At 65.8% G+C, this 19,280-nt stretch carries 16 protein-coding genes and 1 pseudogene; 9 read left to right on the top strand and 8 right to left on the bottom strand.

Features of this window, described 5'->3' with window-relative positions; genetic code table 11:
- Entirely contained in the window at positions 1-2,262 is a 2,262-nt protein-coding gene (locus K369_RS09495; RefSeq protein ID WP_036290597.1) for an exopolysaccharide transport family protein, read from the bottom strand.
- Positions 2,263-2,451: 189 nt separating this feature from the next.
- On the opposite strand from K369_RS09495, the gene K369_RS09500 reads away from it, so the two are divergent.
- From K369_RS09500 to K369_RS09525, 6 genes are all read left to right on the top strand, one after another.
- Positions 2,452-3,018 (top strand): polysaccharide biosynthesis/export family protein, encoded by a 567-nt coding sequence (locus K369_RS09500; RefSeq protein WP_036290600.1) that lies wholly within the window; start codon positions 2,452-2,454, stop codon positions 3,016-3,018.
- 8 nt (positions 3,019-3,026) lie between these two features.
- Positions 3,027-4,256: a glycosyltransferase family 4 protein gene (locus K369_RS09505; RefSeq protein ID WP_036290603.1), complete on the top strand. Its 1,230-nt coding sequence runs from the start codon at positions 3,027-3,029 to the stop codon at positions 4,254-4,256.
- Between the two features lie 16 nt (positions 4,257-4,272).
- The gene (locus K369_RS09510) at positions 4,273-5,790 is read left to right on the top strand and encodes an undecaprenyl-phosphate glucose phosphotransferase (RefSeq protein ID WP_036290605.1); all 1,518 of its coding nucleotides are present in this window, start codon (positions 4,273-4,275) and stop codon (positions 5,788-5,790) included.
- A gap of 195 nt (positions 5,791-5,985) precedes the next feature.
- Positions 5,986-6,360, top strand: a complete 375-nt coding sequence (locus K369_RS09515; protein WP_036290608.1) for a DUF423 domain-containing protein — start codon at positions 5,986-5,988, stop codon at positions 6,358-6,360.
- A gap of 76 nt (positions 6,361-6,436) precedes the next feature.
- Positions 6,437-6,829 carry a response regulator gene (locus K369_RS09520; protein WP_245278159.1) on the top strand — a complete coding sequence of 131 codons (393 nt, stop codon included), beginning with the start codon at positions 6,437-6,439 and terminating at the stop codon, positions 6,827-6,829.
- 88 nt (positions 6,830-6,917) lie between these two features.
- Complete coding sequence (locus K369_RS09525) at positions 6,918-7,823, top strand: DUF2865 domain-containing protein (protein ID WP_036290612.1); 906 nt, start codon at positions 6,918-6,920, stop codon at positions 7,821-7,823.
- A gap of 96 nt (positions 7,824-7,919) precedes the next feature.
- Here the strand turns inward: K369_RS09525 and K369_RS09530 are convergent, their stop codons facing one another.
- The 3 genes from K369_RS09530 to K369_RS09540 all read right to left on the bottom strand — a co-directional run bounded on the left by K369_RS09530 (position 7,920) and on the right by K369_RS09540 (position 11,272).
- Positions 7,920-8,591, bottom strand: coding sequence for a class I SAM-dependent methyltransferase (locus K369_RS09530; protein ID WP_036290613.1), 672 nt, complete (start codon positions 8,589-8,591; stop codon positions 7,920-7,922).
- A gap of 184 nt (positions 8,592-8,775) precedes the next feature.
- Positions 8,776-9,738: an IS5 family transposase gene (locus K369_RS09535; RefSeq protein ID WP_051948759.1), complete on the bottom strand. Its 963-nt coding sequence runs from the start codon at positions 9,736-9,738 to the stop codon at positions 8,776-8,778.
- A gap of 331 nt (positions 9,739-10,069) precedes the next feature.
- Positions 10,070-11,272: an IS256 family transposase gene (locus K369_RS09540; protein WP_036286195.1), complete on the bottom strand. Its 1,203-nt coding sequence runs from the start codon at positions 11,270-11,272 to the stop codon at positions 10,070-10,072.
- Positions 11,273-11,446: 174 nt separating this feature from the next.
- Here K369_RS09540 and K369_RS09545 point away from each other — a divergent pair, with 174 nt between their 5' ends.
- Positions 11,447-12,493, top strand: coding sequence for a GSCFA domain-containing protein (locus tag K369_RS09545; RefSeq protein ID WP_036290615.1), 1,047 nt, complete (start codon positions 11,447-11,449; stop codon positions 12,491-12,493).
- A gap of 1 nt (position 12,494) precedes the next feature.
- On the top strand, positions 12,495-13,373 hold the full coding sequence (locus K369_RS09550) for a WcbI family polysaccharide biosynthesis putative acetyltransferase (protein WP_156967833.1): 879 nt from the start codon (positions 12,495-12,497) through the stop codon (positions 13,371-13,373).
- Between the two features lies 1 nt (position 13,374).
- On the opposite strand, the gene K369_RS09555 is transcribed toward K369_RS09550, so the two are convergent.
- The 4 genes and pseudogenes from K369_RS09555 to K369_RS09570 form a co-directional block, all read right to left on the bottom strand.
- Entirely contained in the window at positions 13,375-15,627 is a 2,253-nt protein-coding gene (locus K369_RS09555) for a ComEC/Rec2 family competence protein (RefSeq protein ID WP_371033313.1), read from the bottom strand.
- An 80-nt stretch (positions 15,628-15,707) separates the two neighbouring features.
- Positions 15,708-16,310: pseudogene (locus tag K369_RS09560) on the bottom strand (cytochrome c biogenesis CcdA family protein); the annotation flags it as partial.
- Positions 16,226-17,056: a cytochrome c biogenesis CcdA family protein gene (locus K369_RS09565; RefSeq protein WP_245278160.1), complete on the bottom strand. Its 831-nt coding sequence runs from the start codon at positions 17,054-17,056 to the stop codon at positions 16,226-16,228. The gene K369_RS09565 and the pseudogene K369_RS09560, both read right to left, overlap by 85 nt.
- Positions 17,056-17,439, bottom strand: coding sequence for a thioredoxin family protein (locus K369_RS09570; protein WP_036290623.1), 384 nt, complete (start codon positions 17,437-17,439; stop codon positions 17,056-17,058). Before K369_RS09570 ends, K369_RS09565 begins: the two co-directional genes overlap by 1 nt.
- 234 nt (positions 17,440-17,673) lie before the next feature.
- Here K369_RS09570 and gltX point away from each other — a divergent pair, with 234 nt between their 5' ends.
- Positions 17,674-19,101, top strand: a complete 1,428-nt coding sequence (gene gltX / locus K369_RS09575; protein ID WP_036290625.1) for a glutamate--tRNA ligase — start codon at positions 17,674-17,676, stop codon at positions 19,099-19,101.
- Positions 19,102-19,280 lie beyond the last annotated feature (179 nt).

Below are 19,280 nucleotides of genomic sequence, written 5' to 3' on the forward strand. Positions count from 1 at the left end.
TTACGCGGCCGAAGCGTCGGCGGAAGCGGTCTCGTCCTCGAGCAGGAAGGCGTCGCTGACGCCCGCTTGCGCCAGCTCGTCGATAACCGCCTCGGCCGCGCGCTCGGAGCCGCTCACCAGAACGATATCGAATGACGGCGCGAGGAACATGGCGCGATCATAATCGCGCGTGGCGAAGACGATGAAATCATAGGTCTGCGCCAGCGCTTCCAGCACGGGCTCGGCGTCCTGATCATATTCCGCCGCGGCGCGGCCGCCCGGCATCACATGCAGACGCGAATCCGCGTCGCGATGAATGGCCTCGGCGAAGGTCGCGGCGCCGCTCGAAAGATCGGCGAGGCCGAGCGGCCGAGCGCGATCGACATCGGGGATCAGCCGATCATAGAGCTCGCCGCGCTCCTGCGCATCGGCGGCGACAATGATGGCGAGGCCGCGCCGCGCCAACGCGCGCGACAATGTCACTGCGCTGTCGAAACTATGCTCGGCGTCGGCGCAGCCGACCAGCAGAACTTTCACCGAGAGCGTCGCCATGCGCGCCGCGTCGATCTTTCCGACGACGCTGGATCGATAGGCGCGCGTCGATCTGCTCTCGAGCTTGGGCGTGCGCGAGGGCGATAGGCGCGTCCGCGACTCGGCGGCGAGGCTCGCCATCGACGAAGGCGGCGCCTCCTCCTCTTCTTCTTCGGCCTCCACATAGATCGGCTCGCGCCGATCGGCGGCGATGCGCGCCTTGGGCGGCGCCTCCAGCTCCTCTTCCTCGCGTTCCTCGAGGCGCGGAGCCGGAAGCGGCGCCGTGGCGCGCACGCGGGCGCGGCCGCTCAGCAGCTCGATCGCGATGATCGATCCGGCGGAGAGAACGAAAGCGGCGATCGTCGCAAAGGCGGTGATCGGAACCTTCTTCGGGAAGGAGGGAATCGGCGGCGCGACGGCGCGCTGAATGACGCGCGCGTCGGCGGGCGAGGCCTTCGGCCCGTCGCGCGCCAGCGCCTCTTGGTATTTGGCCGAATCCGCCTCGAGCTGATCCTTGAGCACGCGCGCGGCGCGCTCGAGCTCGCGCAGCTGCACCTCATCCGCGCCCGCGGCGCCGGCGACGCGCTTCTGCTCGTCCATCGCGCGAGAGAGATTTTCGACGCGGGCGGAGGCGATATGCGCCTCATTCTCCAATGTGCGCGCGGTGCGCTCGGCGGCGCGGCGCCAATCCGCGTCGAGATCGGCGAGCTGCGCCTGCAGCTCCTTTATGCGCGGATGGCCGGGCAGCAGCGTGCGCGATTCGAGCGCGAGCTGAGCGCGCAGCGACACGCGCTGCTCGCCGATGCGGCGGATCATCTCATTATTGGCGACGTCGGGAATTTCTCCCACGCGATTTTGCCGCAGCATGTCGCGCACCAGCCTGGCTTTCGCCTCGGCGTCGGCCTGCGCCGTGCGCGAGATGGAGAGCTGATTGGCGAGGTCGCCGAGCTGCTGCGTGGCGATCGTCATATTATTCGTGCCGGCGAAGAGACCGGAACGCGAGCGGAAGGCCTCCACCTTGGCCTCGGCCCGGCCGAGCCGCTCGCGCAGATCGGCGACCAGCGGACTCAGCGATTGCGCGGCGTCGCGCGCGTTCTCGCGCTTCGCCTCACGCTGAATGTCTATATAGAAGGAAGCGATGGCGTTGGCGGCGCGCGCCGCGAGATCGGGATCGCGCGCGGAAAATTCGATCTGCAGCACGCGCGTCTTGGTCGGAGAGAGCACGAGCAGCTTGTCGAAATAGGCGTCCAGCATGCGCTCTTCCGGCGCGAGCTTGGAAGGATCGCGCGTCAGTCCCAGCATCACGCCGATCTTCGTGCCGAGCCCGAGACCATTGGCGATCGGATCGAATTCGGAATTGCCCTGCAGATCGAGCGATTTCAGCACGCGCCGCGCGAGATCGCGCGAGGTGAGCATTTGAATCTGGCTCTGCACGGCCTCGGCGTCGGGCGCCGCGGCGGGGTCGGCGCGCTCCTTGTCGGCGCGGGTCAGATAGCTCTCTTGATTCTCGAGCAGCACGCGCGCCTCGGCCGTGTAGCGCGGCTTGACGACATTGACGAAGACGAGCGCGCCGAGAAAAGCCGCGAGCGTCACGCCGATCACGATGCGGCGGCGGCGCGACAAGGCGCCGGCGATCTGCCCGAGATCGATCTCGCCGGTCGAGACGTCTGTCTGCGGGATCTCGCGCGAAATCTCGCGTCCCGTCTCGCCCCGGGGGCTCCCCGCGTCATCGTGAGGGTGGCCGAAACTCATCTCGCGAACTCCAATTGGCGCTCGGACCTTGTACCGAGATTATGGTTTCCGCGGGGTTAACCGCGGCGAGACGGCGCCAATGAAGAGGCGACGAAGCGGCCCGCGGCGATCAGGCTTTGTTAACCATGAACCGTTAAAAAATTTCCCCGGGACACGTTCTTAAGCTGTTCCTCGAGCCCGAGATTCTAAATGCCGAGATATGGCTTTCTCCTGTTCTGGCTGATGATGTGCGCGACATTGTCGGGATGCGCCCTGCCGGGCGCCTATATTCCAGAGCTTCTGACCTCCTCGACCGAGGAGCCCTACACGCTCGCGGCCGGCGATCGCCTTCGCGTGATCGTCTTCGGCCAGGACGCGATTTCCAACAGCTACACGGTCGACGGCTCCGGCCATATTTCGATGCCGCTCATCGGCATCGTTCCGGCGGCCGGCCTCACGACCCAGGCGCTGCAACATGAAATCGCCGCACGTTTGCGCAACGGATTCGTCCGCGATCCTCGCGTCTCGGTGGAAGTCGAGGCGTATCGTCCCTTCTTCGTGCTCGGAGAAGTGATGAGCGCCGGACAATATCCTTTCGTCGAGGGTCTCACCGTGCAGAAGGCGATCGCCATAGCCGGCGGCTTCAACCCGCGCGGCTATCAAGGCGAGGTCGATTTGACGCGCGACTACGGCGGCGTTCCAGTCACCGGCCGCGTACCTTTGCTGCAGGCGGTCCGGCCGGGAGACACGATCACTGTTCGCGAACGGATTTTCTAAGAAGAAAGATGCGCGAGAACCGGCAGAGCCAGACGAGCGACGACGAGAGCCCCGGACGGCTGCGCATCGTGCATGTGATGCGCGCGCCGATCGGCGGGCTCTTTCGTCATGTCGTCGATCTCGCCGGCGCCCAGGCGGCGCGCGGACATGCGGTCGGCGTCATCGCCGATTCCTCCACCGGCGGCGAGCGCGCGGAGGCGACGCTGCGAATGCTCGAGCCCTCGCTGGAGCTCGGCGTCACGCGTCTGTGCATGCGCCGGCTGCCGAGTTGGAGCGATCCGATCGTCGCCTTTCGCATCGCTATGGCGCTGAAGCGGCTCGCGCCCGATGTCGTGCATGGCCACGGCGCCAAAGGCGGGCTCTATGCGCGCCTGCCGGCGCTGCTGCCCTTGTTTCCGACGCTGCCGCATCCTCATATTCGCGTCTACACGCCGCATGGCGGCAGCCTCCATTACGATCCCGACGCGCTCGTCAATCGTCTCTATCTCTCGGTGGAGAAGGCGCTGGAGCGCGTCACCGATTTCATCCCCTTCGAGAGCGCCTATGCGCAAGAGCGCTTCGCGAGAGCGATCGGCTTCTCCCGGGCTGCGACGCGCGTCGTGCCCAATGGGCTGCGGCCGGAGGAGCTCGAGCCGATCACCCCGATCGCCGAAGCGGCGGATTTTCTCTATGTTGGCGAATGGCGCCGCTTCAAAGGCGTGGACACGCTGATCGAGGCGCTGTCGCTCATTCGCGACGCGACCGGCGAAGCGCCGCGGCTCGCCCTCGTCGGTTCCGGGCCGGACGAAGCGGCTCTGCGCGCCTGCGCCGAGAGGCTCGGCATGAGCGAGCGTCTCTCCTTCGCGCCGCCCATGCCGGCGCGCGAGGCGCTGCGGCTGGGGCGCATATTGGTGGTGCCGAGCCGGGCCGAGTCGCTTCCCTATATCGTGCTCGAGGCCATCGCCGCGCGCACGCCGCTGATCGCCACCAATGTCGGCGGCATTCCAGAGATTTTCGGCGAGCATGCGGATCGTCTCGTCGAGAGCGACGATCCGGCGGCGCTGGCGCGCGCGATGATCGCCGCGAGCGGCTCGGACGAGGAGGCGCAAAGGCGCGCCGCCGGCCAGCTCGCTGAACGAGTAGCAGAAAATTTCTCTTTGACTGCAATGGTCGAGGCCGTGCTGCGCGGATATCGCGAAGCGCTGGAGGCCGCCGGACATCGCAGCGCCGCGGAGGCCGTTCTGCCGCAGCGGGCCTGATGAGTGGAGTGACGTCATGTGTGCTTTCGCCCTACGCGACATCAAAGCGGCCGCGCCGGCCAATGACGATAGTCGCGCCGCCTCGCGGCTGGCGGAAATCTCCGCCGATGCGCGGCCGATTCCCGCCTATTCGCCGGTCGTGCTGGCGGGCCTCGTCCGCATTCTCGAATTCGCGCTGATCACAGCGACCGGCTTCGCCGTGCATCGGCTGCATGTCGCGCCCACCTATGGCTATGGCGTCGAATATTTCATCGTCATACCGGGAATGGCGCTGCTCGCGGTCGTCGCCTGGCAGGCGCTCGATCTCTACACGCCCGCCGCTTTTCGCACGCCCATCGGCCAGGGACTCAAGCTCGCCGGCGGCTGGACCCTCGTCTTTCTCGCGGCGCTCGCGGCGATCTTCTTCCTGAAGCTCGACAACGCCCTGTCGCGCGTCTGGCTGCTCGGCTGGTACGCGGGCGGGCTCGGCGTGCTTGCGGCGGAGCGCTTCGCCGTCGCCGCCGTGGTGCGCTCGCTGACGCAGCAGGGCAAGCTCGACCGTCGCACTGTCGTCGTGGGCGGCGGCCCTGCAGCCGAGCCCGTGCTGCGCGCGCTCGCCGCCTCGCAGCAGGACAGCGATCTGCGCATATTGGGCGTGTTCGACGATCGCCGCGACGATCGCTCGCCGGATGTCGTCGCCGGCTATCCCAAGCTCGGCACGATCGACGATCTCGTCGAATTCGCGCGCCATACGCGGCTCGATCTCGTGATCTTCACCCTGCCCATCTCTGCCGAGACGCGCCTATTGCAGATGTTGCGCAAGCTCTGGGTGCTGCCGATCGACATTCGGCTCGCCGCGCACACCAATAAGCTGCGCTTTCGCCCGCGCTCTTACTCCTACATCGGCAATGTTCCGGTTCTCGACGTCTTCGACAAGCCGATCGCCGATTGGGACGTGCTCATCAAATCCGCCTTCGACAAAATCGTCGGCGCGCTGTGCCTCCTGCTCTTCGCGCCGGCGATGGCGGCGGTGGCGCTCGCCATCAAGCTCGATTCGCGCGGCCCGGTACTGTTCCGCCAGACGCGCTACGGCTTCAACAATGAGAAGATCGAGGTCTATAAATTCCGCTCCATGTATGCGGACAAGCTCGATCCTGCCGCGGCCAAGCTCGTCACCAAGGGCGACCCGCGCGTGACCCGTGTCGGCCGCTTCATCCGCAAGACCTCGCTGGACGAGCTGCCGCAGCTGTTCAATGTCGTGTTCCAGGGCAATCTGTCGCTTGTCGGCCCCCGCCCCCACGCCATGCATGCGCGCGCCGCCGAGCATCTCTATGACGAGGTGGTCGATGGCTATTTCGCGCGCCACCGCGTCAAGCCCGGCCTCACCGGCTGGGCGCAGATCAATGGCTGGCGCGGTGAGACCGATACGCCCGAGAAGATCCAGAAGCGCGTCGAATGCGATCTCTACTACATAGAGAACTGGTCGATCCTGCTGGATATGTATATTCTCGCGCTCACGCCGATCGCGCTGCTGAAGACCGAGAACGCCTACTGAGAGGCTGCGCCGAGCGAGACCATGCGAGCCTGACGGCTCACGTTCCGAACCTGGACCGCGAGCCTTCAGGCTCGCTCTCCAAAGCCTATCCTGGCCTTCGCCGCGAAGCGCGAGCCCCGCGGCCAAAGACCTCATCCACAATATCAACATGAGCAGAATTATCGTTGCTCTGCTTATATTTACATCGAGAATCTAATGCAGCGTCCGAGCCTTCTCATCGTCTTTCTCGCTGCGCTCTCGGGCGCGGCGGGCGTCGCGCTCGCGGCCGCGAGCGCGCATATTTCCAACGCCGCCAATCTCGAGACGGCGAGCCGCTTCCTGATGATCCACGCGGCGGCGGCGCTCGGCCTGGGCGCGCTGCTGGCGGCAAAGCCCCCGCTGGCGCGCTGGCTCGGCGGCGCGAGCTTCGCCCTCATCGCGGGCGTCGCGCTGTTTTCCGGCGACCTCGCCGCCCGCAGCTTCGCTGGCGATCGGCTGTTTCCTTATGCGGCGCCCATCGGCGGCTCGCTGACGATCGGAAGCTGGCTGGCGCTGGCGGTCTGGGCGCTCGCGGCGCTGAGGGCGAGGTAGCGGCCCGCGCTTTCCCGCTCTGGACAGAGGCCGGAATCGACCTCACCCTCGCGAGCGTGGGGGCGAGATGGGGAAGATGGAACAATGGAGCGCGGAGGCGGCGCTCGGTCGGCGCGTGCTCGTCGTCGAGGATGAGCCGCTGATCGCGCTCGCGCTCGAGGAAACGCTCGCCGAGCATGGCTTCCGCGTCGTGGCCTCGGCCCAGACCGTCGCCGTCGCATTGCGGAACATCGCCTGCGCGCAATTCGACGTCGCTCTGCTGGACCTGCGCATCGGCGCCGAGAGCGTCGAGCCGGTCGCCGATCGCCTCGCCGTAATGGGCGTCCCTTTCGTCTTCACGACCGGCTATGGCCGCTCGGCTCTGCCCTCGGCCCACGCCACGCGGCCGATCGTCCAAAAACCCTTCCGCACCGAGGCGCTGATCGCGGCCTTGGTCGCGGCGTCGCGACGCGCCGCGCAAGACGCCTGAGGCCGAGACGGCGAGATACCGAGGACGGCTTGTCTCTTGCGATCACGCTCCATGTAAGGGGGAGTTGCCTCAAAACGGGTGCCGCGTCATGTCTTCGCGTAAAAGCGGCGATCGGGGATGCTCCCGACGTCGCCTCGCCGCTGTCGGCGGCCTGATCCTCGGCTTTCTCATAGCAGCGCTCGAGCCTTCTTCCGCATTCGCCCAGGATTTCTTCCAGCAATTGTTCGGCGGCGGAGGCGGCGGCTATTCGGATTATGGCGGCGCCGGCGGCTATCCGAGCTATCGCCGCCACGGCCGCGCCCGGCGCCATGCCGCCGCCCCACAGGAGCGCCGCGCCTATGTCCCGCGAGACCGCCGGGGCGAGCAGCCCGCGCGCAAAGCCTCCCGCGGCGGCGAGCCGGAGCGCTCCGTATATACGGAGACCGCGGCCGGCGGACGCTCCTACTGCGTGCGTGAATGCGACGGCTATTTCTTCCCGGTCGGCCTCTATTCGAGCGCCAATGACACGGCGAGCCACCAGCGCGCCTGCGGGCGCCTCTGCCCGGGCGCGCGCACGACGCTCTATGTGATGCGCGGCGGCTCCGACAAGATGGAGGACGCGGTGGCGGCGCGCGGCGGCGCGACCTATGGGCGGCTGATGGCCTCCCTGCAGCGCAAGAACGAGGGCGAAAAGGACATGGAATGCTCCTGCCACGCCGGCCAGACCAATGAGAGCTCGATCGAGGCGATCTATCTCGACCCGACGCTGCGGCGCGGCGACGCCGTGATGACGACCCACGGAGTCGAAATCTTCCACGGCGGCAGCCGCTATCCTTATTCGAAGAACGACTTCCGCCCCCTCGCCCGCTCCCCCGATCTCGACGAGCCGATCCGCCGCCGCCTCGCGGCGCTGGAGCGCGCCAGCAAGCATGGCCGGCCGAGCCTCGAGCGCCGCGCCGCGCGGCCGGTGAGCGAGCGCCGCAGCCAGTCGGGCGGACGCGAGCCGCACGAATAGCGGCGGGGATTTCTGCGGCGCCAGGGTTCACGGCGCGCGATCGACACATCGAATCGCCAGGGCCGTCGATATCTCGACGGCCCCGACAAGACGTGATCAGCGCGCCACCATTTTCCGCACGCGGCACTTGCCGTCGTAATTCTCTAGCTGCGTCGTCTGGAAGAATTCATGAAACGCATGCGCCACTTCGGGCCAGCTATAAAACGATGGATCATAGTCATCGCCGATTAGATAGCCACCCGGTGCAAGCAGATCCCACCATAGTTCGAGATCGGCGAGAACGGCTTTACGGTCATGTCCCGCGTCGACATGAACGACATCCGGCCTTATACCCTGACGGCGCAACACTTCCGCGGCATTATTAGAGTCGAGAGGCATCGGCACGACGATATCGTTCAGCTCCTTGGCGACGACATTCGCCATGAATGTGTAGAACAATGTCGGATATCCGTGGAAAGCCTTGAGGTCTCCCCGGAATTGTTCGCTCAGCCAATGATCCCAGGCTCCGAGGAACGTATCTACGGAGATGATAGCGCAATCGATATCTAAGGCTTTCGCCTTTTCGGCCATAGTAATCGTTGATCCACCCTTCCAAACTCCGATTTCGACGACAATGGACGGACGAGCGATTTCAATCGTTTCCGCCAAATACGGATGATTAGATCGCCATCCTTGGAAATCTGTCGGATATCGTTCGGTCGGGAAGCCGATAAAGGGGTCCTTTCCTTGCCATAGATTGGCGACAAGTCTATCTCTTGAGGCCGTCATTATCGATCCTTCATCAATGTTGAGCGCTTCGCAGAATAGCCGAGGTCTCGGCGTTTACGGTTTTTCGGCCGCAATCGACGGGCTTTGATGCGCCCGCGCGCCATCTGGCGCAATGCTCTGCGCCGTCAGCCGGTCATTTTTCGCATCCCTATCCGGTTCGAGACACACCTCTCCCCTCGCGGCGTCATGCCGCCGCTTCGAGAACCCGCGCCCGCTTCATGTTCATCGCCATGACGACGAACTGAAGATGACAATTGTTGCGCGCGAGGCTGCGGTAGCGTACTCGCGCCATCCCATACCAGTTCTTCATCGTCGCGTTGGCGCGCTCGACGCCGACGCGAACGCTCGACGCCGTCTTGTTGAACCATCTCTGCCAGTCCGGCTGTCGCGCTCCGCGCTTCGCCTTATAGGCGATCTTGTCGTCGATCTTCTTGTCGTTCAACGCCTTGCGTAGCGCTGCGCTATCATATGCCTTGTCGCCGTAATAGGCCTCTTCATCGCCCTGGATCATCGCCTCGCCGCGCTGGCTGTCGTGCAGATCGGCGCTCGTCATCTCCGCTTGGCGCACGATGCCGCTTTCTTCGTCGACCGCCAGATGCGCCTTGTAGCCGAAGTAGGTCTCGCCGTTCTTCTTGGTGAAGCTCGCGTCCGGGTCGCGCGGATTGACCTGCCCCTCGTCGTGGGGCGGCGGCTTCACGGCGGCCGCGATGATAGTGGCGTCGACCAGCGTGCCGCGCTTCACGATCAGCCCGCGCGCGTCGAGTTGTCGATTGACCTCGGCAAGTAGTTTCTCGTCGAGGCCGAGCTTGGCGAGCCGCTGACGAAACCGCCAGATCGATGAATGGTCCGGCGTCTCCTCGTCCAGCGGAACCCCGCAAAAGCGCCGAAACGACAGGCGATCGCGCACAGCCTCCTCGGCGGCGGGGTCGGACAGCCCATACCACTGCTGCAACAGCACGATCTTGAACATGGTCAGTGGCGGATAGGCCGGCGCGCCGTCGCTCGAAGAATGCAGCGGACGCAAAATAACGTCGAACGCGCTCCACTCGAACGTCTTGGCGATATCTTCCAGAAACCCACCAGGACGAGAATAGGCTTTCACGAATGCGTCGGCGAGCGAAGGTTGGCTGAAGTTGCGGCGTGACATCGGTGACTCACATCCCTCGGACGCCCCAGAGAATCACGGGTTCGCCGGTTTTGCAAAGCGCTCAATGTTGAACGCGCGGCTGAGCGCTATGCAAGCCGTAAGTCCGTTTAAGCACGGCGCAAGGCGGCCTGCCAAGCGCGCAGTGATTTTGTCGAACGCCGCGCGGCCGTTCCGCGGCGTAGCAGTCAGTCGAGGGCCGCGAACGGCGCTATCGATCGTTTTTCGGAAGCTATGAGCTGATAGGTGATGGGGCTTGCCTTCGCCCATCTGTCTCGATATGCCGGAAGCTACGGGGACTGTCAGGAATCTTGTGTGCGGGGCCGGGTTCCCATCACGCCGCGACGAAGCGATCATCGAACATGATGGCGAATTGATTTTTCGCCTCGCACCATTCGCGAGGCGCCATTTTCCACTCTCCCGCGACTTGGCGCAAGACGAGATAGAGGAGCTTCATCGCCGCGTCATCGGTCGGAAAATGCCCTCTCGTTCGCACGGCGCGCCGCAGCTTCGCGTTCAAGGATTCTATGGCGTTCGTCGTGTATATGATCCGTCGCACCGCGATCGGAAAGGCGAAAAACGGGATGACCTGCTCCCAATTGCGCCGCCAGCCCTGCGCGATCGACGGATATTTCTTGCCCCAATGGCCGCCGTCGAAGGCCTCCAGAGCTTCGCGAGCCGCCTCGGCGGTCGGGGCGCGATAGATCGTCTTCAGCGCGCCGGCGATCGCCTTGCGGTCCTTGTATGAAGCGAATTCCATCGAGTTTCGAATGAGATGCACGATGCAGGTCTGCACGGTCGTCTGCGGAAACACCGCATTGATCGCCTCCGGAAAGCCCTTCAGGCCGTCGACAACGGCGATCAGTATGTCGCCGACGCCGCGGTTCTTCAGCTCGTTCATCACCCGAAGCCAGAATTTGGCGCCCTCCGAGGTCTCGATCCAAAGGCCCAGAATATCCTTGGTTCCGTCCGGCGTGACGCCGAGCGCGACATAGACGGCCTTGTTGCGAACCAGGCCCTCATCGCGGATTTTTACGCGCAGGGCGTCGAAGAAAACCAAGGGATACATCGCCTCGAGCGGCCGGTTCTGCCATTCGGCGACGGTCTCCAGCACGGCGTCGGTGACCGTCGAGATCAGATCGGGCGAGACCTCCAGGCCGTAGAGCTCGAGCAAATGGCCCTGGATCTCGCGCACCGTCATGCCGCGCGCATACATCGACACGATTTTCTCGTCGAAGCCGGGAAAGCGGCGCTGATAGCGCGCGATCAGCTTGGGATCGAAGCTCCCCTCCCGGTCCCGCGGAACTCTGATGTCGATCTTCGACGTCTCGGTCAGCACGGTCTTCTTCGAATAGCCGTTGCGATGGTTCGCCTTACCCGCCGCCGCTTCGCTCTCGAGATGGTCGTCCATTTCGGCGTTCAGAACCCGTTCCGCCAGCGCCTTCTTCAGCTCGTCGAACAGGCCGTCCTTGGAAAAAACCTCCTTCGGATCGCGTCCCGACAGCAATTGGTCCAGTGTGTCCTTCTTGATCGCCATAGCCCGCCTCCTGCGGTTCTACTATGGCCCCGCACACAAGATTCCTGACAGTCCCGAAGCTACGTGCGTCAAAACGACGAGCAACGGCGGCCCCTGCCTCGATCGCATTCGAACATCGGCCGCTGCGGCGCCGAGAAAGCCAACCGGTCGCCAAGGTTCGAATGAGGTGATCCGATGGGCAATCCATATGCGACGAAGGGGCCTTCCCAATTCTGGCGCACGGCTGTCGCCGACCTCGCTCCCGAGGATGTCAGCCCGATCCCGCACAAGAAATTCCAAATCGGCGAGGAGGACCGCATCGCGACTGCGGGCAGCTGCTTCGCGCAGCATGTGTCCCGCTACATTGAGGCGATGCCGGGCGTCCGCTTCCTGCAGACCGAGGCGAGCCCCGCCGATCAGCCGGTATTCTCGGCGCGCTACGGCAATATCTACACTGTCGCCCAGCTTCGCCAGCTGCTGCTCGAGGCAACCGGCCAGCTGAGCCTGCCGCCGCTCGTCCTGCCGCGTCCCGACGGCCGCTTGGTCGACGCTTTTCGTCCGACGACCTATACGGAAGGCTTTGCGAGCCTCGAGGATGTCGCCGCCGCCCGGCGCGCGCATCTCGAGGCTGTGCGCCGAGTGTTCACCGATTGCACCGTGTTCGTCTTCACGCTGGGGCTCATCGAGGGCTGGACGACGCCGGACGGCCAGTTCGTTCTGCCCATCCACCCCGGCGTCACGACGGATGATCCGCAGGCCGCCGCCGCCCTCTTCCATCGCTATTCCTATGAGGAGGTGAAGGCCGATCTCGAAGAGTTCCTGGCCGGGCTGCGCAAGATCAATCCGGGCGCGCGCGTCATTCTGACCGTCTCGCCCGTGCCGCTCACGGCGACCTACACCGACGAGCATGTGCTGTCGGCGACCGTCTACAGCAAGTCGGTGCTGCGCGCCGTCTGCGGCAGCGTCGAGAGTTCTGTCGAGAACGCCTATTATTTCCCGTCATACGAGATTATTTCCAGCCATTTCAACGATGGAAAATATTACGACAGCAATAAGCGCACCGTGCCCGAAATCGGCGTCTCCCACGTCATGCGCGTCTTCAGGGCCGCCTATTTCGGCCAGACGTCGGAGCCTGTCGCCCCGCCCCCGAAGCCGGCCACAGAAAGCAGCGTGCTGGACCAGTCCTATGCGGGACGCATCATCTGCGACGAAGAGAAATACGGCACGAACATAGGGTTCTGAGATGAAGGTCATCGTTGTTTCGAACTGCGCGACATCCTCCTATTACGAAGTGGTTCTGACGCTGTTCCCCGATTGGACGATCAAAGCCGCTGGATTCATCGAGGCGGAACGATGGCTCGAGACCGGCGAGAAGCCCGAGTTCGAGACTTATCTCAAAGAGTGCGACCTCTATATCGGCTGGCCGCTCGACGGACTCCGCATGGCGAGTGTGCTCAACCCCAGCGCCGAGCGCGTGATCATCCCGGAACTCTATTTCCGCGGCCTGCATCCGGATATCGCCCTGCTGGACGGTTTATGGGGTCCTTTCAGCGAAGGCGCGCCGCACACGCAGACCTCTCTGATCGCGCTCGGCGCAAAGGCGATCGGCAAGTCGGCGGAGGAGACGCAGGCGCTCTTCCGCGAGGACGTCTATGAGAGACTGGGCTATTTCGACCTGTACAAGTCCGAGAGGAGCCGCGTCGTCGCAGAATTCGGCAAATATGGCATTCAGCTCGAAGATGCGTTCGACTTTTGGGAAACGCAGCGCGACTTCTTCTATATCTGCCACCACCCCCGCAGCTTCGTTCTCGTCGACGTCACTCGGAACGCTCTCAAGGGGCGCTTTCTCGACGAAGAAGCATTCGCCCGCTCAGAGTCGCTGCGCAGCACGCAACCCGATCGGCTCGCCATTTCGGAAGTATGGCCCGTCTATCCAGAAATCGCGCGTCGCTTCGGATTCGAGGGCGGCTTCACTTGGCTCAAGCAGCCCCAATACACGCCTCGCGAAATGTCTCTGTCCCGTGTAATCGACATCATCTTCGAATCCCTCGGCAGAATGGACGACGCTTGGAAGTCCGTGCCCTTCATCGCCGAATGCGCCAAGACGCTAGAGAGAGTCTAACTCAGTTCAGCCGCTCCTCCTCCTCGAGGAGCGGCTCGGCGCCGGGAGGCGATGCGCTCGCCGCCCTCTGCTTCGGCGCGCGCGACCAAGGCCGGTCCTCGCCCGGGGAGCGGGCGGTTCGCCATTCCACCCGCTCGCCGACGAAGCGCAGCGTCGCCGCGCCCGTCTCGGCCAGCTTGCGGCGGTCGAGCAATATGGGCGCGCCGCAGCCCTCGGGCGCGTAGAAGGGCGCGATGACGATCGCCGCGCGGGCGCAATCCTCGATCAGCGCCTTGCGATCCGTCACCAGCGCGACGGCGCGACCATCGATCGCCTTGGCCACGCAGCCGAGATCGTCGCAGGAGACGCCGCCGCGGGCGTCGGCCGGCGCTCTTGTGTCGGCGTCCGCGCGCAGCCATTGCTCGCCGACGAAGGAGAGCTTTCCACGGCCGAGCAGCGCCAGCTCGCCGGAAGGCAGACGCAGCGCCGCGGCGTCGCCGCCGGGCGCGACTGCGAGATCGAAGCCCTCTCCGCTGGCGGCGCCGAACAGGCCGAGCATGGCGAAGGGAATGGCCGTCGCCCGGAATAGCCATGTCCGCCACAGCACGAGCGAGAGAACCGCGAGCGACAGGAAAATAATCGCGAAAGGCGCGAAGCTCTTCACCGGCAGGCTGGCGCCCGGCGCGGCGCCGATGAGCCGCGCAATGGCGGTGACGAGATCGATGCCGAAGCCGACATAGCGCCAGACCGGGCCGTCGAGGCCGAAAGGATAGAGAAAGGCGCCGAGCAGCGCCCCCGGCACGGCGAAGAATTCGATGATGGCGAGGGTCAGCGGATTGCCGATCAGCACATAGGGGCTCAATTCGTGAAAATCACCGGCCATGAAGGAGGCTGTCGCCGATGTGGCGCAGAGCGTCGCGAAGATCGGCGCCGCCGGCCCGCGCAGCAATAATTCGCCCATATTCTCGCGCCAGCGCGCAAAACGGGAAGGCGTTCGGCCGAAGGCGGGCGGCTCGCGCCGACGCTCGATGAGCGCGCCGCGCGCCTCATAGACGGCGACCAGCGCCGCCACTGCGGCGAAGGAGAGCTGAAAGCTCGCCCCGAGCAGCGCCTCCGGCTGGAAGGCGACGATGAAGAAAACCGCCAGCGCCAGATTGCGCATCGACAGCGACGGGCGATCGAAGAGAACGGCGATCAGCATGATCGTCGTCATGATGAGCGCGCGCTCCGTGCCGACGCGCGAGCCGGTGCCGATGTCGTAGAGAACAGCGCCGATGATGGCGACGCCGGCCGCCCATTTCTTGATCGGATAATTCAGCGCCAGCGTGCGCGAGAGCGCCAGCAGCCGACGCAGCCCGACGAAGAAAATGCCGGCGACGAGCGTCATCTGCACGCCGGATATTGTGATGATATGGAAAATGCCGGCGCGGCGGATCAGCTCTTTAGCCTCCTCGCTCAAAAAGTCGCGCTTGCCCGTCACCATTGCGGCGGCGATGGCGCCGGTGTCGCCGCCGAGCGCGCGATAGACCCGCGCCGCCAGCACATTGCGCAGCCGATCGACGGCGGCGAAGAAGCGCAGCGACATTGGCGCAGGATCGGGCGGCGGCATGATGTCGATGCGGCCGAGCGCATTGCCGACGCCGCCGAGGCCGGCGAAATATGCGTCGCGCGAGAAATCATAGCCGCCCGGCAGAGCGGCATGGGCCGGCGGCAGCACGCGCGCCTTCAGCGCGATGAAATCGCCGGCCGAAAATTTCGCCTCGCCCCGCGTCGTCAGCCGCACGCGAAAAGGCGCGACGTCATTGGGCAGTCCTTCCGCGCTGGCGAGCCGCAGAATGAAGCGCGCGCCATTGGGGCGCGGGTCCAGCTCCTCGACGAAGCCGGTGAGAAAGCCGACGCCGGCGCGTGAGACGATTGGCGCATCGACGCGCGCGGCGCGCCAGACGGCGGCGAAGAAGCCCCCCGAGAGGCAGGCGAGCAGGAGAAGCAGAGCGCCCGCCCTATGCGCGCGCAGAAGGACGGCGAGCGCCGCCAGAATGACGACGCCCGCCGTCGAGGCGGCGAGCGAGGGCTCGCGATCGGCCACGAAATAGAGAAGAACGCCGGCGCCGGACGCGACGGGAAGCCACAGAAACGGCCGCCGCAGCGCGATCTCTTCTTCCAGCGCGGCGCGGGCGGCGTCGGCGAGCGACGCGAAAGCGGCCGACGAGGCGGGGCGGATGACGCCCCGCGCCCGATCGGCCGCGCCGGCGACGGCTTTCGCGCTCCAACTCACCAAAGGCCTCGAATATCGCAGCGAGCAAGGTCTCGCTCATGCTATATCCGAAACCGCCGAGCGCGCGAGCGCCGCGACGATCAAAAACGCGTCGTCAGGCCGGTCAGCCATTCCGGCGAGGCGGAGACCAGCGCCGCCTCCAGCCGCTTGTCCAGCCCGGTGGCGATCAAGAGGCCGATGGAGGCGAGCGCCGCGCCGAGCGCGCCCTTGCCCCATTTGCCGCCGACGAGCAGCGAATTCCGCAGCCGCATCGAAACGCTCCGCGAGACGGCGCCGAGCGCGACCAGGGGCAGGCCCGCCCCGAGGCCGAAGAACGCCATCACCAGCCCGACCTGGCCGAGATTCTGGCCCTGAGCCGCGAGCAGCGAGGCCGCGCCCAGAGTCGGCCCGGCGCAGGGGCTCCACACCGCGCCGAGCAGCAGGCCGAGCGCCAATTGGCCGCGCAGCCCATGGGTCGAGAAGCCGGAGAAGCGGCGCTCGATCCAATCGGCGAGCGGACCGCCGGCCGCGGCGATCCTCACTTGCAGCGCCGGCGCCGCCAGCAGCACGCCCAGCGCCACCATCAGCAGCGCCGCGCCGAAGCGCAGACTATCGCCGTCTATGCCGGCCCCGAAGCCGATGAGCGCCAGAAACAGGCCGATGGCGACGAAGGAGCTGGCGACGCCGAGCGCCAGAGCCGCCGGTCCGAGCCTGTGCTCAGAGCCCGCTGCGCCGAGAATGATCGGCAGCAGCGGCAGCACGCAGAGACCAGCGCCGCCTCCAGCCGCTTGTCCAGCCCGGTGGCGATCAAGAGGCCGATGGAGGCGAGCGCCGCGCCGAGCGCGCCCTTGCCCCATTTGCCGCCGACGAGCAGCGAATTCCGCAGCCGCATCGAAACGCTCCGCGAGACGGCGCCGAGCGCGACCAGGGGCAGGCCCGCCCCGAGGCCGAAGAACGCCATCACCAGCCCGACCTGGCCGAGATTCTGGCCCTGAGCCGCGAGCAGCGAGGCCGCGCCCAGAGTCGGCCCGGCGCAGGGGCTCCACACCGCGCCGAGCAGCAGGCCGAGCGCCAATTGGCCGCGCAGCCCATGGGTCGAGAAGCCGGAGAAGCGGCGCTCGATCCAATCGGCGAGCGGACCGCCGGCCGCGGCGATCCTCACTTGCAGCGCCGGCGCCGCCAGCAGCACGCCCAGCGCCACCATCAGCAGCGCCGCGCCGAAGCGCAGACTATCGCCGTCTATGCCGGCCCCGAAGCCGATGAGCGCCAGAAACAGGCCGATGGCGACGAAGGAGCTGGCGACGCCGAGCGCCAGAGCCGCCGGTCCGAGCCTGTGCTCAGAGCCCGCTGCGCCGAGAATGATCGGCAGCAGCGGCAGCACGCAAGGCGACAGCGTGGAGAACAGCCCCGCCAGCAAGGCGAGGCCAGCTCCGGCGAGATCGACCGTCATCACAGCGCCTTGTCGAGCAGCGCTCCAATCGAAGAGGCGCTGGTGTCGCCGACCGAGCGGCCGGTCTCGCTCTTGCCCTTGAAGACGATGAGCGTGCTCTGCGTCGTCGCGCGGAAGCTGCGCAGCGCGTCCTTCTGGCTGTCGAAATCGACATGGAACACTTGCAGACTGTCGAATTTCGCATCCTTCTCGAGCTTCTCGAGGATCGGCTGCTGCGCCTTGCAGGTGGGACACCAGGGCGCATGAACCTCGACGAGGATCGGCTTGCCGGCCGCCTGCGCCGCCTCGAAGCCTTGCGGCGTGAAGGCGTGCTTCTCGGCGGCGAAAAGCGGCGTGGCGAAAAGCGCTGCGGAGAAAAGCGCGGAAGCGAAGCGAAGCGTCATGGGTAAAATCCTCCTTGTTATTCTGTCCGCTGGGGCGCGGGCGAAATGGGTCTCTGCGCAGGCCGCCCGCCCGGCTCGCCAGCCTATACGCGATCGGACCGAAGGATGTTACGCGCCGTCGCTTCACGCTGATCGAAAGCCCGCGCTCCGGCCCGCCTCCCGCAGTTCCCCCCTGGCCCACAGCGTGCTAGACGGGCCTCCGCTCTAAATTCTCAGGAATCGTCAGCCGCGCTCATGTCTCAGGTCGTCACGCGCTTCGCCCCCTCGCCCACCGGCTTCCTCCATATCGGCAGCGCGCGCACGGCGCTGTTCAGCTGGCTCTACGCCAAGCGTCATGGCGGGCGCTTTCTGCTGCGCATAGAAGACACGGATCGCGAGCGCTCCACCCAGGCGGCCGTCGACGCCATTTTCGATGGAATGCGCTGGCTCGGGCTCGATTGGGACGGCGACGCCGTGTTTCAATTCGCGCGCGCGCCGCGTCATCGCGAGATCGCCGAGGAGTTGCTCGCCAAAGGCAAGGCCTATCGCTGCTACGCCAGCGCGCAGGAGCTGGAGGAGATGCGCGAGAGGGCGCGCGCCGAAGGCCGTCCGCCGCGCTATGACGGACGCTGGCGCGATCGTGATCCGTCCGAGGCGCCGGCCGGCGTCGCGCCGGTCATTCGGCTGAAGACGCCGCAGGACGGCGAGACGGTCATAGAGGACGCCGTGCAGGGCCGCGTCGTGTTTCCGAACAAGGATATCGACGATTTCGTGCTGCTGCGCTCGGATGGCGCGCCGACCTATATGCTCGCCGTCGTCGTCGACGATCACGATATGGGCGTCACGCAGATCATCCGCGGCGACGATCACCTCACCAACGCCGCGCGGCAAAAGCACATCTATGACGCGCTGGGATGGGAGGCGCCCAAGCTCGCCCATATTCCGCTCATTCACGGGCCGGACGGCGCCAAGCTGTCGAAGCGCCATGGCGCGCTCGGCGTGGACGCCTATCGCGGCATGGGCTATCTGCCGGCGGCGCTGCGGAACTATCTCCTGCGCCTCGGCTGGAGCCAGGGCGACCGCGAGTTTTTCTCGACCGCGGAGATGATCGAGGCTTTCGATCTCGAGAGCATTCATCGCTCGCCGGCGCGCTTCGATTTCGTGAAGCTCGAGAATATGAACGGACATTATCTGCGCAGCAGCGAGGATTCCGAGCTGCTCGAGGCGCTGATCGCCACTCTGCCCTATCTCGAGGGCGGCGCGGCGCTCGCCGCCAAGCTCGACGACAAGCGCAAGGCGCAGCTCGCCGCGGCCATGCCCGGCCTAAAGGCGCGCGCCAAGACGCTCAATGAGCTGGTCGACGGCTCGGGCTTCCTCTTCGCCGAGCGGCCGCTGACGCTGGACGCCAAGGCCGCGGCGCTGCTGTCGCCGGCGGCGAAGGCGCATCTCGCCGCGCTGACGGAAAAGCTGGCCGCGCTCGAGGAGTGGAGCGCCGCCGCGACCGAGAATATCGTGCGCGAGACGGCGGCGGCGCAGGGCGTGAAGCTCGGCGATCTGGCGCAGCCATTGCGCGCCGCGCTCACGGGGCGCACCACCTCGCCCGGCATTTTCGACGTGCTGGCCATCCTCGGCAAGGAAGAGAGCCTCGCCCGCCTGCGCGACCAGGCGGCGCAACTCGCTTGAACCGCGGGCGCGGGATGCTATAGTTTGTGCAACGCACAAAGAGGTCCTCTGCTGCGCCGCATTGCCTCCCCCTGCCCGCTGCGCATGCGCCGCAACGGCGCGGCGACCGACGCAATTCCGCCGGCCATTCGCAGGAGGGTTTGAATTTAAAGCGATTTACGTTCGATCGAGCGGGCGCG

The sequence above is a fragment of the Methylosinus sp. PW1 genome (genome assembly GCF_000745215.1).
Taxonomy (GTDB): domain Bacteria; phylum Pseudomonadota; class Alphaproteobacteria; order Rhizobiales; family Beijerinckiaceae; genus Methylosinus.

What these genes read in the sequence shown, in the direction of transcription:
- K369_RS09570 (WP_036290623.1), bottom strand. Translation starts at nt 17,439, where the DNA reads ATGACGCTTCGCTTCGCTTCCGCGCTTTTCTCCGCAGCGCTTTTCGCC.
- K369_RS09525 (WP_036290612.1), top strand. Translation starts at nt 6,918, where the DNA reads ATGTCTTCGCGTAAAAGCGGCGATCGGGGATGCTCCCGACGTCGCCTC.
- K369_RS09505 (WP_036290603.1), top strand. Translation starts at nt 3,027, where the DNA reads ATGCGCGAGAACCGGCAGAGCCAGACGAGCGACGACGAGAGCCCCGGA.
- K369_RS09495 (WP_036290597.1), bottom strand. Translation starts at nt 2,262, where the DNA reads ATGAGTTTCGGCCACCCTCACGATGACGCGGGGAGCCCCCGGGGCGAG.
- gltX (WP_036290625.1), top strand. Translation starts at nt 17,674, where the DNA reads ATGTCTCAGGTCGTCACGCGCTTCGCCCCCTCGCCCACCGGCTTCCTC.
- K369_RS09540 (WP_036286195.1), bottom strand. Translation starts at nt 11,272, where the DNA reads ATGGCGATCAAGAAGGACACACTGGACCAATTGCTGTCGGGACGCGAT.
- K369_RS09550 (WP_156967833.1), top strand. Translation starts at nt 12,495, where the DNA reads ATGAAGGTCATCGTTGTTTCGAACTGCGCGACATCCTCCTATTACGAA.
- K369_RS09515 (WP_036290608.1), top strand. Translation starts at nt 5,986, where the DNA reads ATGCAGCGTCCGAGCCTTCTCATCGTCTTTCTCGCTGCGCTCTCGGGC.
- K369_RS09545 (WP_036290615.1), top strand. Translation starts at nt 11,447, where the DNA reads ATGGGCAATCCATATGCGACGAAGGGGCCTTCCCAATTCTGGCGCACG.
- K369_RS09530 (WP_036290613.1), bottom strand. Translation starts at nt 8,591, where the DNA reads ATGACGGCCTCAAGAGATAGACTTGTCGCCAATCTATGGCAAGGAAAG.
- K369_RS09510 (WP_036290605.1), top strand. Translation starts at nt 4,273, where the DNA reads ATGTGTGCTTTCGCCCTACGCGACATCAAAGCGGCCGCGCCGGCCAAT.
- K369_RS09520 (WP_245278159.1), top strand. Translation starts at nt 6,437, where the DNA reads ATGGAACAATGGAGCGCGGAGGCGGCGCTCGGTCGGCGCGTGCTCGTC.
- K369_RS09535 (WP_051948759.1), bottom strand. Translation starts at nt 9,738, where the DNA reads ATGTCACGCCGCAACTTCAGCCAACCTTCGCTCGCCGACGCATTCGTG.
- K369_RS09565 (WP_245278160.1), bottom strand. Translation starts at nt 17,056, where the DNA reads ATGACGGTCGATCTCGCCGGAGCTGGCCTCGCCTTGCTGGCGGGGCTG.
- K369_RS09500 (WP_036290600.1), top strand. Translation starts at nt 2,452, where the DNA reads ATGCCGAGATATGGCTTTCTCCTGTTCTGGCTGATGATGTGCGCGACA.